General features: G+C 56.6%; 14 protein-coding genes and 1 pseudogene. 9 read left to right on the top strand and 6 right to left on the bottom strand.

What is annotated here, in order from left to right; translation table 11 throughout:
• Together ALO43_RS29815 and ALO43_RS00520 are read left to right on the top strand one after the other, a co-directional pair.
• The coding region (locus tag ALO43_RS29815; RefSeq protein ID WP_135001148.1) for a glycoside hydrolase family 68 protein at positions 1–108 on the top strand (108 nt) is incomplete at its 5' end.
• A gap of 79 nt (positions 109–187) precedes the next feature.
• The gene (locus ALO43_RS00520) at positions 188–1,369 is read left to right on the top strand and encodes a glycoside hydrolase family 10 protein (RefSeq protein WP_054996963.1); all 1,182 of its coding nucleotides are present in this window, start codon (positions 188–190) and stop codon (positions 1,367–1,369) included.
• A 167-nt stretch (positions 1,370–1,536) separates the two neighbouring features.
• Here ALO43_RS00520 and fliB read toward each other — a convergent pair whose 3' ends face one another.
• The 3 genes from fliB to ALO43_RS00505 all read right to left on the bottom strand — a co-directional run bounded on the left by fliB (position 1,537) and on the right by ALO43_RS00505 (position 4,289).
• On the bottom strand, positions 1,537–2,703 hold the full coding sequence (gene fliB / locus ALO43_RS00515; RefSeq protein ID WP_005893134.1) for a flagellin lysine-N-methylase: 1,167 nt from the start codon (positions 2,701–2,703) through the stop codon (positions 1,537–1,539).
• A gap of 192 nt (positions 2,704–2,895) precedes the next feature.
• Positions 2,896–3,474 (bottom strand): ATP phosphoribosyltransferase regulatory subunit, encoded by a 579-nt coding sequence (locus ALO43_RS00510; RefSeq protein ID WP_005893131.1) that lies wholly within the window; start codon positions 3,472–3,474, stop codon positions 2,896–2,898.
• Positions 3,475–3,785: 311 nt separating this feature from the next.
• Positions 3,786–4,289: a GNAT family N-acetyltransferase gene (locus ALO43_RS00505; RefSeq protein WP_054996962.1), complete on the bottom strand. Its 504-nt coding sequence runs from the start codon at positions 4,287–4,289 to the stop codon at positions 3,786–3,788.
• Between the two features lie 290 nt (positions 4,290–4,579).
• Between ALO43_RS00505 and ALO43_RS00500 the strand changes: the two genes are divergently transcribed.
• The gene (locus ALO43_RS00500; protein ID WP_053932528.1) at positions 4,580–5,746 is read left to right on the top strand and encodes a DUF2314 domain-containing protein; all 1,167 of its coding nucleotides are present in this window, start codon (positions 4,580–4,582) and stop codon (positions 5,744–5,746) included.
• 218 nt (positions 5,747–5,964) lie between these two features.
• A complete protein-coding gene (locus tag ALO43_RS00495) occupies positions 5,965–6,210 on the top strand; it encodes a hypothetical protein (protein WP_005893121.1) in 246 nt (81 codons plus the stop codon).
• Between the two features lie 15 nt (positions 6,211–6,225).
• Here ALO43_RS00495 and ALO43_RS00490 read toward each other — a convergent pair whose 3' ends face one another.
• Positions 6,226–6,732, bottom strand: a complete 507-nt coding sequence (locus ALO43_RS00490; RefSeq protein ID WP_024670127.1) for a GAF domain-containing protein — start codon at positions 6,730–6,732, stop codon at positions 6,226–6,228.
• Positions 6,733–6,927: 195 nt separating this feature from the next.
• Between ALO43_RS00490 and ALO43_RS31960 the strand changes: the two are divergent.
• A pseudogene (locus ALO43_RS31960) lies at positions 6,928–7,998 on the top strand (methyl-accepting chemotaxis protein); the annotation flags it as partial.
• Complete coding sequence (locus ALO43_RS31955) at positions 7,981–8,853, top strand: methyl-accepting chemotaxis protein (protein ID WP_371903714.1); 873 nt, start codon at positions 7,981–7,983, stop codon at positions 8,851–8,853. The pseudogene ALO43_RS31960 and the gene ALO43_RS31955, both read left to right, overlap by 18 nt.
• Positions 8,854–8,929: 76 nt before the next feature.
• On the opposite strand, the gene ALO43_RS00480 is transcribed toward ALO43_RS31955, so the two are convergent.
• Entirely contained in the window at positions 8,930–9,835 is a 906-nt protein-coding gene (locus tag ALO43_RS00480) for a LysR family transcriptional regulator (protein WP_054996961.1), read from the bottom strand.
• Positions 9,836–9,938: 103 nt separating this feature from the next.
• Between ALO43_RS00480 and ALO43_RS00475 the strand changes: the two genes are divergently transcribed.
• Positions 9,939–11,183, top strand: coding sequence for an aspartate aminotransferase family protein (locus tag ALO43_RS00475; RefSeq protein ID WP_024670129.1), 1,245 nt, complete (start codon positions 9,939–9,941; stop codon positions 11,181–11,183).
• A gap of 79 nt (positions 11,184–11,262) precedes the next feature.
• Positions 11,263–11,814, top strand: coding sequence for a DUF4174 domain-containing protein (locus ALO43_RS00470; RefSeq protein ID WP_005893114.1), 552 nt, complete (start codon positions 11,263–11,265; stop codon positions 11,812–11,814).
• Positions 11,815–11,863: 49 nt separating this feature from the next.
• Here ALO43_RS00470 and ALO43_RS00465 read toward each other — a convergent pair whose 3' ends face one another.
• On the bottom strand, positions 11,864–12,304 hold the full coding sequence (locus tag ALO43_RS00465; protein ID WP_053479966.1) for a CBS domain-containing protein: 441 nt from the start codon (positions 12,302–12,304) through the stop codon (positions 11,864–11,866).
• A gap of 234 nt (positions 12,305–12,538) precedes the next feature.
• Between ALO43_RS00465 and ALO43_RS00460 the strand changes: the two genes are divergently transcribed.
• A complete protein-coding gene (locus tag ALO43_RS00460) occupies positions 12,539–14,902 on the top strand; it encodes a DNA polymerase II (protein WP_053479967.1) in 2,364 nt (787 codons plus the stop codon).
• The last annotated feature ends 21 nt before the right edge of the window (positions 14,903–14,923 follow it).

Here is a 14,923-nt window from a genome sequence, read left to right as displayed (position 1 = left end):
ACCGAAGCGCCGACGGTGAGGATCCTCTTGAAAGGGGATCGCTCGTTCGTGCAGGAAGAATATGACTACGGTTATATTCCTGCGATGAAAGACGTGCAACTGAGCTGACACACCGTTCCCATACCTGAAGAACGTCTGTGAGAGCAGGCGTTCTTCGTTCACTCAGAACCCTAAACGAGAAACCGCAATGGCAACTGCGAACAAAAACCTCAAGGCGACTTGGGTCGCGACAGTTACGAATCTTGACTGGCCGTCAGTCTCATCTGTGGCCATTACTGATGAGGCTGCTCGTGTCAGTAAACAGAAAGAAGAATTGACCGGCATTCTTGATGAAATTGTGGCAATGAAAATGAATGCCGTCATATTCCAGGTTGTTCCCTGCGCAGATGCATTCTATGCATCAGACCTGCTTCCGTGGTCGAAGTACCTGACGGGTACGCTCGGGAAGAATCCCGGCTTCGACCCACTGGCTTATGCTATCGAGCAGGCACATGCTCGCAATATTGAGCTGCACGCATGGGTGAACCCGTACCGCGTATCAATGAACGCCAGCGATGCCACAATCGAAGAGCTGAACAACTCATCATCTGACTCACCGGCCAGTGTGTTTAAAACGCATCCTGAATGGACGGGAACCGCAGCGAACCGCTTTGTTCTCAACCCCGGGATACCTGAAGTTCAGACGTGGGTTAGTAGTATTGTTGAAGAAATTGTCACTAAATACGATGTTGATGCCATTCAATTCGATGATTATTTTTATTATGAAACTGCCAGCTCGCTGCTGCAGGATGATACCACCTATCAGAAATACAATACGAACTTTACCACGAAGGCCGACTGGCGGCGGAATAACACTTATTCGCTGGTTGATACATGCCATAAAAAAATAGCCACCGTAAAAACGGATGTCTTGTTTGGCGTCAGCCCGGCAGGCGTCTGGCGGAATAAATCTGACGACCCGCTGGGGTCTGATACGCAGGCCGGTGCGTCTAATTACGATTTCGCGTATGCAGACACACGGAAATGGGTCATTGACGGCATCATTGATTATATCGCCCCGCAGGTATACTGGCCGTTTGCTCGTGAGGTTGCGCGTTATGATGTCATCACACAGTGGTGGGCGGATACCGTCAGCGGAACTGGCACAGCGTTATATATTGGTATGGCTCTGTATAAAGTGGGAACGGCATCAGAAACCGAGCCCGACTGGACTGTCGAGGGGGGCGTGCCTGAAATTACCCGTCAGCTTGACTTGAATGATTCTCTGACTGAGGTTTCCGGGTGTATGTTATTTCGACATATGTTTCTGCGGGCCTCACAGACTCAGCAGGTGGTCGACTACCTGAAGCTTCGCTGGGCTGACGTTTAATATTTCTGTTGTTGGGGTTTGGGGATTAACGTAACGGCAAGTGCATTTAAGCTCAAGTTACATTGCCCCCAAACCCTTATAGAAATTTTCTTGCCGGCCGTCTCTCCTTTTTGATTTTGCAGCCACCAAACCGGAGAGGGTCAGCGTAGGGTACATATCAACTGCTCTTACGTTACCGACGTATCGTGGATGGCCAGGATCCTTGCACTGATATTTCGTCTCAGTGCTATTTCGCTAGCGGTAGCGAGATTATGATTGGCCGCACGGCAATAGCGGTAGATGAGCTCAACGATTTTTTGTGGCGGCAGTTGGTTATCAGGCTCTTGATCGCAGTGTGCTAACAATAGCAAACGCAGAGCCAATGTACGGATCGCCAAGGTAGCGGTCCATTCACTGAGAGACAAACCATAATCTTGCCCTGCGGGTGTGGTAGAGATAAAAGGAAAACCAGTGCGGGTAATTTCGGCCGCAATAAAACGTTTAATCGCCTGTTCCAGAGCTGCATCTGCGTGATGCTGGGCAGTGTCAGAAAATTCTGGTTTAAGCGCCCTTAGCTGGCGTTTCTGTGGTCCTTTTTTTTGAACTGTAATTGCATCTGATACGGCTTTTCGCATGCTCTCCGGTATGGTTCGCGCTTTCAGAATATCTTCCAGTACCTGAAGTAATTGATCTGTTACTTCGGGCTCCTTATTCAGCATCAGCGGCGAGGTTGCGGAGCCACGTCGATGGATGCTTTCCATCCACTTTTCGTAAGGCAGGCCCTCTAGACCCGACACCACATAGCATAACTGCCCGATGACCTGGTACACCGACCTGTGCGGCGTCAGCGCCTGCTCGCTGAAAAAACGAATGATAGAGGCCCAGCTGTCAGGATCGACCTTGATCAAATGGTTGGCTAAACTTCCATCCCCCTTTGTATTAGGCCCAACGCTATCTTCCAGCAGGAAGGGCGTATCACCAAACAAGACCAACCGTGCCACTTCAGGGCAACTCATTGTGGCGGACTTTACAATAAAGGCATCGAACCGACGATTCATACGAGGGTACGTTGCGCAGATATCCGGCAGAGCCGCCTCACCGTATTGGGTATGTACGGAGCAGCGCCCCCCTTGCAGAGCCATACATTGATTATCCGCATTCAGGTTCATCCTGAAACCTTCATTGTCACTGGCTATCAGATTAAGGAGTTCGGGAGACGACCGTTTATAAGCATCGACACGCTGGTCGCTTACAGAAATCTGCCAGCCTTCCTGGCAGCAATTATCCTCGCACTTCTCCGCGATACAGGAAAATGACTGGGCGTAATGAAACGCTATAGCAGATGACGAAGCCATACATCCCCCAAGAAAGCTAAATCAATAGGTGGTTCCAGGGCCATAATGGTTCCTCGACCTTTGACACAGGGGGCGGGCGGGGAGCAATCTCACACTGGCCTGTATCAAAAGAAGCTTGCGGGCTGACTTTTCGGACTAACTCCAGTTAGTGGAGACGCGCCCCCTGGCAGAGGCGCCCTGCATCAGTCGAGGTCAATCTTGCTCAAGCGCCAGCACCAGCCGCTCAAGCCCGATACCGAACCCGGCACCTTCCCGATAGGCCCCGCCACCAACGACTTGTTGCTGCGCTCCCAATCCCGGGCAGCGCACCTCGAAGCCATTGCCTTCCAGGTAGTAACTCAGGCCCCGTTTGACGGCGATATTTAGTTGGTAATCCAGCCCCAGCAAATCGAGAAAGCCGGTGCATATCGCCTGGCTGCGCAGCAATGCCTGCTGCGGTGAGGGACCGAGAATTTCTAGCCCCAACTGCGTGAACTCGCGATAGCGTCCGGCCTGAGGGCGTTCATATCTGTAGCAGCGTGCCACATAGAAAAACATGGCCTCACTGCGCCCCTTCAACAGTACTTCACTGCGCTCCTGAAACAAGGCAGTGGCTTCCGGGATCAGACAGCAAGCGCGTCCGGCCTTGTCGTTGAAGGCCCACATCTGACCGATGATCTCGCTGCCGCCCGCTTTTTCGATAAACGTGTCCTGACCCCACAAGGCCGGGACGATTGCTTCCTCAGCGCCAGCTTCGATGAAGATAGCTCCGGAAACGGTTTTCCGTTTCACGCAGGTTTGCGGCTTCTGGTCCGGTCACGATGCGGGTTCCGCGTAGCATGGTCATTGGTGTTATCTCCATTTTTTGAGGGTGATTTTTTGAGGGTAATAGACAGGCAATAAAAAAGGCGCCTGGGGCGCCTTGGTTTGTTTCACTGATGGGGCAGAGCATGAATCCATGTCTGGCCTATCGATGAGCACACGCAACCTCAGCGCCTTGAAAGGGGCTGTGATGGTGATGTCGGTTGCTTTGAAAAATTTTGTTCATGGCTGATCCTTGCACTTTTTCAGGCAGGGCTCAAGCGGCAGTTTTATCTGCGTAGTTATCTCAGTCGCGCCATGCTCAGTACGTCGACGAATACTCCGTCGCGCACTGCGTAGTTGCGCAGCCGTCCTTCCACATCGAAACCGAATTTGCGATACAGGCCTTGAGCGGCCTCATTGTCGGCGAATACAGTCAGTTCTATCCGGTGCAGATTCATCCAGTTGTCTGCCACGTCCAGCGCTGCCGCCAGCAATCTTGAGCCAATGCCCTTGCCTTGCCAGAATGATGCGACGCCCATACCGATGGCGCCGACATGGCTTTGGCGGCTGCGTAAATATTGTTCGAGACCAATATTGCCGATTACTTCGCCGCCACTCAGCGCAACCAGTTTCAGATGGCGTTCGGTGCTATCTGCCAGACGTTTGCGCCATACCTCGATGGACTGATAAGGCATCTGCAACAACTGACGACAAACCGCTGGCTCGTTGAAGAGCGCCGTGACGCCTTCAAGGTGGGGTTCAGCCAGACGCTGAATGAGAATTTGCGAGACAGGTGTATGCAATTGGATTCATTCCTTGAATGGTGTCTATCGGTCGCAGTCAGGAAGCGTCATTGGAAACTTCGGCGACCGCTACATAGGGCTCAGACAATATACTCGGGCTTGCCCATGTAAAATTTCAAGCATTGTGCGAGGCACTCTGGCACCGGATTATTCCGCCCGCAAGCCTGGCGCTGTGAAAAAGGCGCCAGAGACTTGCAGCCGATACATAGATGACATCGTTGACCGGCTGTGATCGATGACGCTCAGCAGCTGCGTTTTTTGAATCTTTCCATGCAAGGAATCACTTGTCGATGAAGGAACATACGATCTACGGCGTTGAAGGCGAGAGCGAAGACTTTCGCGCCGCCGCTGCCAGTGCGCGGCGCACGTTCAAGTTTTTCTGGCGGGAAATGTCCTGGGAGCGCCGCCGAATTGTTCAAGGGCTGGACCTGGCCGCGGTAAAGGTATCGTTCGCCACCCAATCACCTGATCCGGATAGCCCATCGGTCGAGAACATGTGGGTGACGGATGTCGATTTCGACGGCCAGAGCCTTTCAGGCGTTCTCATGAATGAACCCGTGTGGGTGAACTCGATGGGCGCCGGAGACCCGGTTACGGTTCCGCTGACCAGCCTGAACGACTGGGTCTATGTGTCGGACGGCCGCGTATTCGGTGGCTTCACCATTGATGCGCTGCGGTCCGGGATGTCTGCGGCAGAACGCATAGCACACGATCAGGCATGGGGCCTGGACTTCGGTGAGGCTGGCACGGTGATGCTTGTCCCGCCCGCTGAGGGCAAGTCGCCAGTCTGCTTCACCCGCACACTTGCCAGCGCGTCGGACAAACGGGCTTTAAACACGCTTGAGCGGCTCGAACATCCGATGGGTTTGAATGCTCAAAGCACTGTCGAACATGGTCTTAAAGAGGACCCTGCGCTAGTCACGGACCCTGACGAAGAGGGCTGGCAGATGATCCACCGCGAGACGCTCGCGGGCAATTGCAATTTTGTTGTCACGCTTTTACATTTCGGGGCAGACCCGGCGGCAACCAACAGCAATGGGCATGATGCATTGGCGCTTGCGCGTATGGCGGGGTGGCCAAGGATTATCGAGTTGCTGGAGGGCGATCGTTCCAACCTTGAAAAGGCGATGCAGCGACCCGGTTTTCCAGCCTGGCCTATTGGCCTGACGATGGCGATCATCGGCGCGGCTGGTCTTTACTTCGTCGCCATGAATCAGTCGACGGACCGGTGGGGTGTCCGGGATGAAGGCTTTCTGAGCACAGGAGTTTTCATTGCGCTTGTCTGGATTTTTGGCCAAGGCCTGATCCTCTGCACTGGCCCCTGGTATTTTCGACTTCGTGAGCGCACACCGATGTGGGGCAAAGCCAGAGCGCTGGATTTGCTGGCAATGCTTGCAGGAACGCTGCTTGCGTTCTTCCTGCACGATCATTTGGGCGCGTACCTGCAAAGCGTGTAGCGCGGCCTTCGCAAAAATGAGGTCTTGCCTCTATTTCACCATAAGTGTACCGTTACGTTCACTTATGGTGGTGGGTGCGCAGCATAGCAGCCATGTAGGATCGCTGATTCCGGGTTGCACCGCAGCAGGTGATCGGCATCAGCCCGGCACAGCTCTGCGGCCTTGTGCAACGTTGGCTGCCTTGAGTCGAATCGTTTTACCGAAGTGGAGAAGCGGTTATGTGCGTATCAAAAGAGCCCGTTGCGGGCGTATTCCTGCTGTTGGTTCTGGCGGCTGGCGGTATGGTTGCACAAGAACCGTTTTCTCATTTCGGCGTCGACCTGCCTGCCGATACGCTGGACGCAGAAACCCCGTCCAGACCTGTTTCGCCACAACGTACCATGCAACTCGATGAGGGCCGGTTCAGCAGCGCAATGCTTGAACCTGCTCTGTATGCGGCGACACAACATACCGCCCGGCCTTGACCGGGTTGTTCTGTTTCAGGCGTTGGTGTCGGTGATATTGGCGAAGAAAATACACCCGATCAGCCGCGCGAACAGAGTCAGGGTTTCCGGCAGATCAGGGTCTTCAAACAGCGTCACCTGTGAATCCAGTGCGCACAGCGCGCCATACAGTTGGCCGTCCGGAAGATAGATAGGCACACCCGCATAACTTTCTATGGCGTAACGTTTTACCACCGGGCGGTTGGCGTACCTGCCGTTCTGGCTGATCTGCGGTACGAACAAGGGTTGGGGGTTGATGCAGAGCTCGCTGCACAGCGTGGTCTCGAGCGGGAACACATCGCCATCGTCGATGCCGAGGTCTGTCGGGTCATAGACCGAGCAGGCTATCCAGTCCGATTCGGTAAATTTCGCGATGCCCGCAAAACGCATTCCGGTCAGCCGGGTAACCAGCCGCAAGACATTGGTCGTGGCCTCGATCTCGGCGATCGCAGAGCGTTCCTCAGTGGTCAAGCAGCTCCTTGAAGTTGTCAACGCCAAACTCATGTCATTCTCCGGGGGTACTCATTCATGTGCGCAGCGCACCATGCTAACCGAGCCGTTTAAAAAAGCCATATACGTTACAGCCTCTGGTGAATTATTTGTGAGCATGAATTATTGACGCCAGCTTTAAAGTTCGGCGTCGTTCAGCCGACTACTGGACTGAGCAGGTGGCAAGGATCAGCCCCGTAACTCCACCCGATGACCTATAAAGAGCGACTTAAGTTGAAAAACACTCTGAGCAATATTTCTGTCCGGTCCAAGCTAGCGCTGGGCTTTGCTCTGGTCATCGTGCTGACGGTGCTGATTGCGCTGACGGGCTGGACCGGCATTTCTTCGCTGAGCGAACGAAGCGAACGGATTGCCGACATCGGTAAAATGAGCACGCTGACTCGTGATGTTCGCATCGCACGCCTGGCGTACTGGATAAACTACGACGCCGAGCGCGCCAATGACTGGCTGAAGGCTCTTGAGCGCCTCGAGAACCACGTCAAGTATGCGCAAGAGGTATTCGACTCCCCGCTGAACATACCGCTGGTAAATGCTGCTGCCGAAGCGCTGGTTGAATACCGGGTCCATTATGACAACCTCATGCGGGCGACTGCCGCCCGCGAGGCGACCCGTGGAATGTTTGGCCAGTACGCTGATGCCGGGGCTGAAGACTTGCAGAAGCTGAATGCGTTCGCGAGGTCGGATGAGGGCACTGCTTCACAGCGCGACGCTATTGTTCAGGCCATGACACTGTTTCAGAAAATGCGTTTCGATCTGCGCGGTTATACCTACTCTCTGAAAACCGAGAACAGGGCGCCGGCAGAAGCCTCGATGAATACAGTCATCAACTTTGTCAAAGGTCTGCAAGGGTTCGACAGTCAGTCTGCAACGATCAAGCACCTTGTAGATTCCATGGTCAGCTACCAGAGCACCATGAACAAGTTCACTGCTGCACAGGCATCTATTGATGAGGCCCAGGCGGGTATCACCAAAGTGATCGGCGTTCTGTTCAAGTCGGCCGACCAGCTTTCCGCCAACCAGGTGAATCTGCGCATTGAAGACGTCGATCAGGCCAAGACGCTGCTTTCGGTCTGGCTGGTTGCGGCGCTGATCATGAGTTTCCTCGCGGCCTGGGTGATTACCCGCCTGATCGTAGGTCCGCTGCTCGAAACATTGAAGCTGGCCGAGCGTGTCGCAGATGGCGACTTGACGCACAATCAGGCGGTCACCCGCAAGGATGAGCTCGGACGTCTGCAGAGCAGCATGCAGCGCATGACGACCAATTTGCGTGAGCTGATCGGCGGATTGCGTGACGGTGTTACCCAGATTGCCAGTGCCGCCGAGCAGCTTTCGGCAGTGACCGAGCAGACAAGCGCGGGTGTGAACAGCCAGAAAAGCGAAACGGATCAGGTCGCCACCGCCATGCACGAAATGTCGGCGACCGTTCAGGAAGTCGCCAGAAACGCCGAGCAGGCCTCTAATGCTGCGGTCAACGCATCGAAAGAAGCGCGTGAAGGCGATGGCGTAGTTTCCAAGGCCGTGGCACAGATCGAAAAACTGGCCACCGAAGTGCAGCATTCCAAATCTGCAATGGATGACCTCAAGAGCGAAAGCAACAAGATCGGCGGCGTTCTGGACGTTATCAAGGCAGTGGCCGAACAGACCAATCTGCTGGCGCTCAACGCCGCCATCGAAGCAGCCCGGGCGGGCGAAGCTGGACGTGGTTTTGCGGTCGTTGCAGATGAAGTGAGAAGTCTGGCGCAACGCACGCAGACCTCGACAGAGGAAATTGCTGCCCTGATCAGCGGATTGCACAGTCGCACCACGCAAGTGGCCACGATTCTCGACAACAGCCAGGCGCTGACCGCCAACAGTGTCGAGCTGACTCGCAATGCGGGCGTCTCGATCAGTAACATCACTCAGGCGATTTCGACCATCGAGACGATGAACCATCAGATTGCTGCGGCGGCTGAGGAGCAGAGCGCGGTGGCTGAAGAGATCAATCGCAGCGTACTGAATGTGCGAGACATTTCGGAACAGACCGCCTCGGCCAGTGAACAGACTGCCGCGTCGAGCGTGGAGCTTGCCCGCTTGGGCGGGCACCTGCAAAGCCTGGTCAACCGTTTCAAAGTCTGACGTTTGCCCTCGGCAATACTCCGGTGCGGGCGCAATGCCACGCACCGGTAGGGGCGACGCGCACGCGCTCTGACAGCTAGCGGCCCCAGCGCTGCAACGCAAACTCCACAAAACTTCTCAGCTTCGGCAGCCGGTACCGGTCCTGTACATACAGCAGGTTCATCGGGCGTCTCGGCAGGTGATAGTCGGGCAGCAGCGCAACCAGCCGGCCCTCCTGCAAGTCTCGCTGAACCAGCGCATCCGGCAGCATCACGATACCCATTCCAGCGCGAGCCGCCTGATAAAGACCTGCGGAAGTGTTGGCAACCAGCGAACCGTCCACCTCTACCAGCACCTCGCCTTCAGGCCCTGTCATGCGCCATTGGGTGCCCGCAGTGCGCCACTCGTCTCCGGCGGGGTAGGCGAACGGCAGGCAATTATGCGCACGAAGATCTTCAGGGTGTGTGGGCGCGCCGTGGCGAGCCAGGTAGGCCGGCGCGGCGCAAATGGTCAGGGTGTAGTCCTGCATGGGTCGCGCAATGAGCGGCGAAGCTTCTGGAATATTGCCTAGGCGCACTGCAACGTCAAAACCATTATCGATCATGTCCAGGCGCTGATTGGTCAGCACCAGATCGAGCCTGACTTGTGGAAAGTGCCGGGAGAATTCTGCGAGTGCAGGTGCCAGCACTTCCGAGCCGAATGTCAGTGGCGCGGTGATGCGCAGTGTGCCTGACGGATCACCTTGTGCCTGCTCGGCCAGTTGTTCGGACTCGGCGACCAGGCCCAATACCTCGAGGCAACGCTCGTAGTACGCCGTGCCGAACTCGGTCAGGCGCTGGCGGCGGGTGGTTCGCTGTAACAGGCTGACGCCCAGGCGCTGCTCCAGTGCGCGCAGATGGTTGCCGACCATCGTAGTGGAAATCGAACATGCCTGCGCCGCTGCCGTCAGGCTGCCTGCCTCGACAACCTTTACGTACACACGCATCGCCTGAAACAAATCCATTATCAATCCTGACTTTAAGATGATTGAAGTATTGCGCTATTTATCCATAAGGAGTGGTTAACCATACTGCAAAAATCGACATCTACCCAAGGAGCTTCACGCGATGACCACTGCCTGCCTGATGAGCACTTACCAACCGTTGGCCATTGGTTTCACTCATGGTCTGGGCACGCGTCTGTGGGACCAGCGCGGGCGCGAATACCTGGATGCCGTGGCGGGGGTGGCAGTGACCAATGTCGGTCACTCGCATCCGCTGCTGGTAGCGGCGATTCGTGATCAGGCGGGGTTGCTGTTGCACACCTCCAATCTGTACAGCATTGACTGGCAGCAACGCCTGGCGCAGAAGCTGACAGCGCTCTCTGGCATGGAGCGTGTGTTTTTCAATAACTCCGGTGCCGAGGCCAACGAGACTGCGCTCAAGCTGGCTCGGCTGCACGGCTGGCACAAGTACATCGAGCAACCCTTGGTGGTGGTCATGGAAAACGCCTTTCACGGCCGCACGCTGGGCACGCTGTCAGCCAGCGACGGGCCGGCCGTGCGCCTGGGTTTTGGCACCTTGCCGGGTGACTACGTCAAGGTCCCGTTCGGTGATCTGGCAGCATTCGATAGAGTCTGCGTCACTCACGGGCACCGGATCGCTGCGGTATTGGTCGAGCCGATTCAGGGGGAGGGCGGCGCGCAAGTGGCGCCGGCCGGGTATCTCAAGGCGCTGAGGGAGCGCTGCACGCGCCGCGACTGGTTGCTGATGCTTGATGAAATCCAGACCGGCATGGGCCGCACCGGAAAGTGGTTTGCCTTTCAGCATGAAGGCATCGTGCCCGATGTCATGACCCTGGCCAAAGGACTGGGCAACGGGATACCGATCGGCGCCTGTCTGGCGCGGGGCAAGGCTGCGCAATTGTTCACGCCCGGCAGCCATGGCAGTACTTTCGGCGGCAATCCGCTCGCGTGTCGTGCCGGGTGCACTGTGATCGACATCATTGAGCAACAGGAACTGGTGAAGAACGCCGGGATTCAAGGCCAGCGCTTGCTTGAGCAACTGCAAAGCGCGCTTGGCGAACATCCGAATGTGTTGGAGATTCGCGGTAGAGGGCTGATGATCGGCATCGAATTGCAAGAAGCGATCCCCGAATTGACGCAGATCGCGGCCGAGCAACATGCTCTGTTGATCAACGTCACACGGGGCAAGGTCATTCGTTTGTTGCCACCTCTGATGCTCGATGCTGCCGAGGTTGCACAGATTGTTCAGCGGCTGTCGGCAGCACTCGACAGCGCCTCCCAGCGGTCGCTTGCATGTTCAGCCCAGGATCTTGATGAAGGAAAAGGACTACGCCGGGCTGTACCGTAACCGCCCATTTGCGGTAGAAGGGACAAGCGTCGTGTGTGTCTGCGCGATGGCTACCCAATGGATTTGAAAGGAGCCCACCATGTTAATCCGGTCCCTGACCCTCGCCACCCTGCTTGTTGCTACCGGCACAGCGCTTGCCGCTGACGAAAACCCGCTGGTGCAAGAACGCGGTACGTCGCGTCCGCTGATCATCATTGCGCCCAGCACGGTCGATCCGACACTGGTCAAGCTCAAGAAGGCGCTGGACGAGCCGGCCAATCGTGAGGCGTTTTCGCAGCGTCATATGGTGCTGTACACGATCGTCAATACCATCGGCGAACGCAACGGCAAAACCCTTGATGCACAATCGACCATGGCCTTGATTCGCGAGTTGAAACTGGGTGCAGGAGTGGGGACCAAGGTCATTCTGGTGGGTAAGGACGGCGAGAAAAAAATCGACAGGACTGTCGGAAAGTCAGAGTCGATAGACCCCAAGGAGATCTTCGCCACCATCGACCAGATGCCGATGAGAGAGCAGGAAGCTTCCGCGCCGCCACCGCAGCCTGAAGCCAAACCCGCGCCGGCGGAAAAGCCCGAAAAGCCCGGTAAGCCAGTCAAGGGTGGCGCGCCTGGCAAGGCGCTGGATGACTGAGTGATGCCATTGCGCGCGTCACCGCGCGCTTCACGGGCAGGTGTTTTTATCAGTCGCCGCGAATGTACTGTTCAAGCTGCTGAATGAGACTGGCCTGCTCGGCTATGGCTTCTTTTACCAGGTCGCCAATGGACAGCAGGCCTAGCAGTTGCCCGTTTTCCACGACAGGCAGATGGCGCATGTGGCTGTCGGTCATGATCCCCATGCAGGCGTCGACGCTCTGCTGCGAGTCCACAGTGATGACGTGGCTGCTCATGATGTCACTGACCGGCGTGCCTACCGAAGAGCGTCCCTTGAGGACCACTTTGCGCGCATAATCGCGTTCGCTGACTACGCCGACCACTACGCCATTCTCAACCACTGGCAACGCGCCAATGTTTTTTTCGGCCATCAGCCTGAGCGCCTCGAGCACCATCTGATGCGGGCCAATGGTGTGCACTTGCTGGTTGTGCAGGTCTTTCAATTTCAACAGCTGGGCGACGGTTTTCATGGTGCTCTCCGGGGTGGCGACCTGTTTGACTGTAGTGCATCTGCAGCAGCGCTACAGATTCATGCACTCAGCTGAACCAATCAACCGCTAAATAAGCATGGAGGGCATAGACGGAATCAATGCTCTGCGCGCCGACGACCTTTGCTGATGTGCCTTTAATTAGAGCGTCCGCTGCACGTTCACCCTGATAGCCAAGTAGAATCAACGTGTTCACTCATAGTCGAGGTTGCAGCGTTGGATTTACAGCAGGGCTTTATCCTCAGTCGGCACTGGCAAGACACGCCCGCCGGGACCGAGGTCGACTTCTGGCTGGCCACTGACCAAGGGCCGCGCCACATTCGTCTGCCTTGCCAGCCATCTGTGGCGTTCATTCCTGCTGAACAGAGCGAGCGCGTCCGCTCATTGTTACGTAGCGAACGTGGCGTGGAGTTGCGTCCGCTGGAACTCTGTGATTTTCGCCATCGTCCGGTACTGGGTGTGTACTGCCAGCAGCACCGTCAACTGATGAACATCGAAAAGTTGTTGCGCAGGGGCAATGTGGATGTCTATGAAGCCGACATCCGCCCGCCCGAGCGCTATTTGATGGAGCGCTTCATCACTGCTCCCGTACAGTTTGGCGGCACACCGAATGCCGATGGCGTGTTGTGCGATGCGCAGATCAGGCCTGCCCCGGATTACCGGCCACAGCTCAAACTGGCGTCTCTGGACATCGAAACCACGGCGCGGGGTGAGCTGTATTCAATCGCCCTCGAGGGCTGCGGTCAGCGTCAGGTCTACATGCTCGGCCCGCCGAATGGCGGCGATGAGCAGCTGGACTTTCAGCTCGACTATTGCGATACCCGAGCACAGTTGCTGGAGCGTCTGAACGACTGGCTGGCGTTGCACGACCCTGACGCGATCATTGGCTGGAATGTGGTGCAGTTCGATCTGCGGGTCCTGCACGAACATGCGCAGCGTCTGCAGGTGCCGCTGCGCCTCGGACGTGGCGGGGAGGCAATGGGCTGGCGCGAGCACGGCAGTCGCAACAACCACTTTTTTGCTGAAGTCAGCGGGCGGCTGATCATTGACGGCATCGAGGCACTGCGTTCGGCAACCTGGAGCTTTCCGTCGTTCAGTCTTGAGTTCGTCGCGCAGACATTGCTGGGTGAGGGCAAGGCCATTGACACGCCTTACCAGCGCATGGATGAAATCAACCGCATGTTTGCCGAGGATAAACCGGCACTGGCGCGCTACAACATCAAGGACTGCGAGCTGGTTACGCGTATCTTCGCCAAGACTCAACTGCTGACCTTTTTGCTCGAGCGTGCCACGGTGACTGGTCTGCCTGCGGACCGCAGCGGTGGCTCGGTCGCCGCGTTCTGCCATTTGTATATTCCGCTGATGCATCGCCAGGGCTTTGTCGCGCCCAATCTGGGCGAGCGATTGCCCGAAGCCAGTCCTGGCGGGTTCGTCATGGATTCGCAGCCGGGTCTTTATGAGTCGGTGCTGGTACTGGATTACAAAAGCCTCTATCCGTCGATCATTCGGACCTTTCTGATTGACCCGGTGGGGCTCATCGAGGGCATGCGTCACCCTGACGACAGTGCGTCTGTGCCGGGTTTTCGCGGTGCGCGCTTTTCACGCACCAGGCACAGCCTGCCTGCCATCGTGGAGCGTGTGTGGCAGGGGCGCGAGGCTGCCAAGCGTGAGCAGAACGCGCCACTGTCCCAGGCCCTTAAAATCATCATGAATGCCTTTTACGGCGTGTTGGGATCAAGCGGCTGCCGGTTTTTCGATCCGCGCCTGGCCTCGTCGATTACTTTGCGCGGGCATGAAATCATGCTCAAGACCCGCGACCTCATCCAGGCCCAAGGCTACACCGTGATTTACGGTGATACCGACTCGACATTCGTCTGGCTGGGCCGCCCGCATGGGCAGCAAGAGGCGGCAAGCATCGGCAAAGCGTTGGTGCTGGAGGTCAACCAGTGGTGGCGCGAGCATTTGCAGAAAGAATATGGCTTGCACAGTGCTCTGGAACTGCAATACGAAACGCATTTTCGACGCTTTCTGATGCCGACGGTGCGCGGCGCGGAGGAGGGTAGCAAGAAGCGTTATGCGGGGCTGGTCTCTCGCGCCGACGGCTCCGAGGAAATGGTCTACAAGGGCCTGGAAACGGTGAGAACCGACTGGTCGCCACTCGCTCAGCAGTTTCAGCAGGAATTGTATCTGCGTATTTTCAAGCGTCAGCCGTATCAGGACTACGTGCGCGATTACGTGCAACGTACGCTGTCAGGCGAGCTGGATGATCTGCTGATCTACCGCAAGCGACTGCGCCGCAAGCTCGACGATTACCAGCGCAACGTGCCACCGCATGTGCGCGCCGCGCGTCTGGCTGACGAATACAACGACCAGCAGGGGCGACCGCGGCAGTATCAAAGCGGCGGCTGGATCAGCTATGTGATGACCGTAGCCGGCCCGGAACCGCTGGAAATTCGTCATGCCCCCATCGATTACGATCATTACGTGACGCGCCAGTTGCAACCGCTGGCCGACGCTATTCTGCCGTTCGTGGACGACGATTTCAGTACACTCGTCGGCGGGCAGTTGGGGCTTTTCTAGGCTCTAGACTTGCAATGACTG

This window comes from Pseudomonas tremae (assembly GCF_001401155.1).
GTDB classification, from domain to species: Bacteria; Pseudomonadota; Gammaproteobacteria; order Pseudomonadales; family Pseudomonadaceae; genus Aquipseudomonas; species Aquipseudomonas tremae.
The sequence above is the reverse complement of the archived record's forward strand: the minus strand, read 5'-3'. Positions and strand labels throughout refer to the sequence as shown.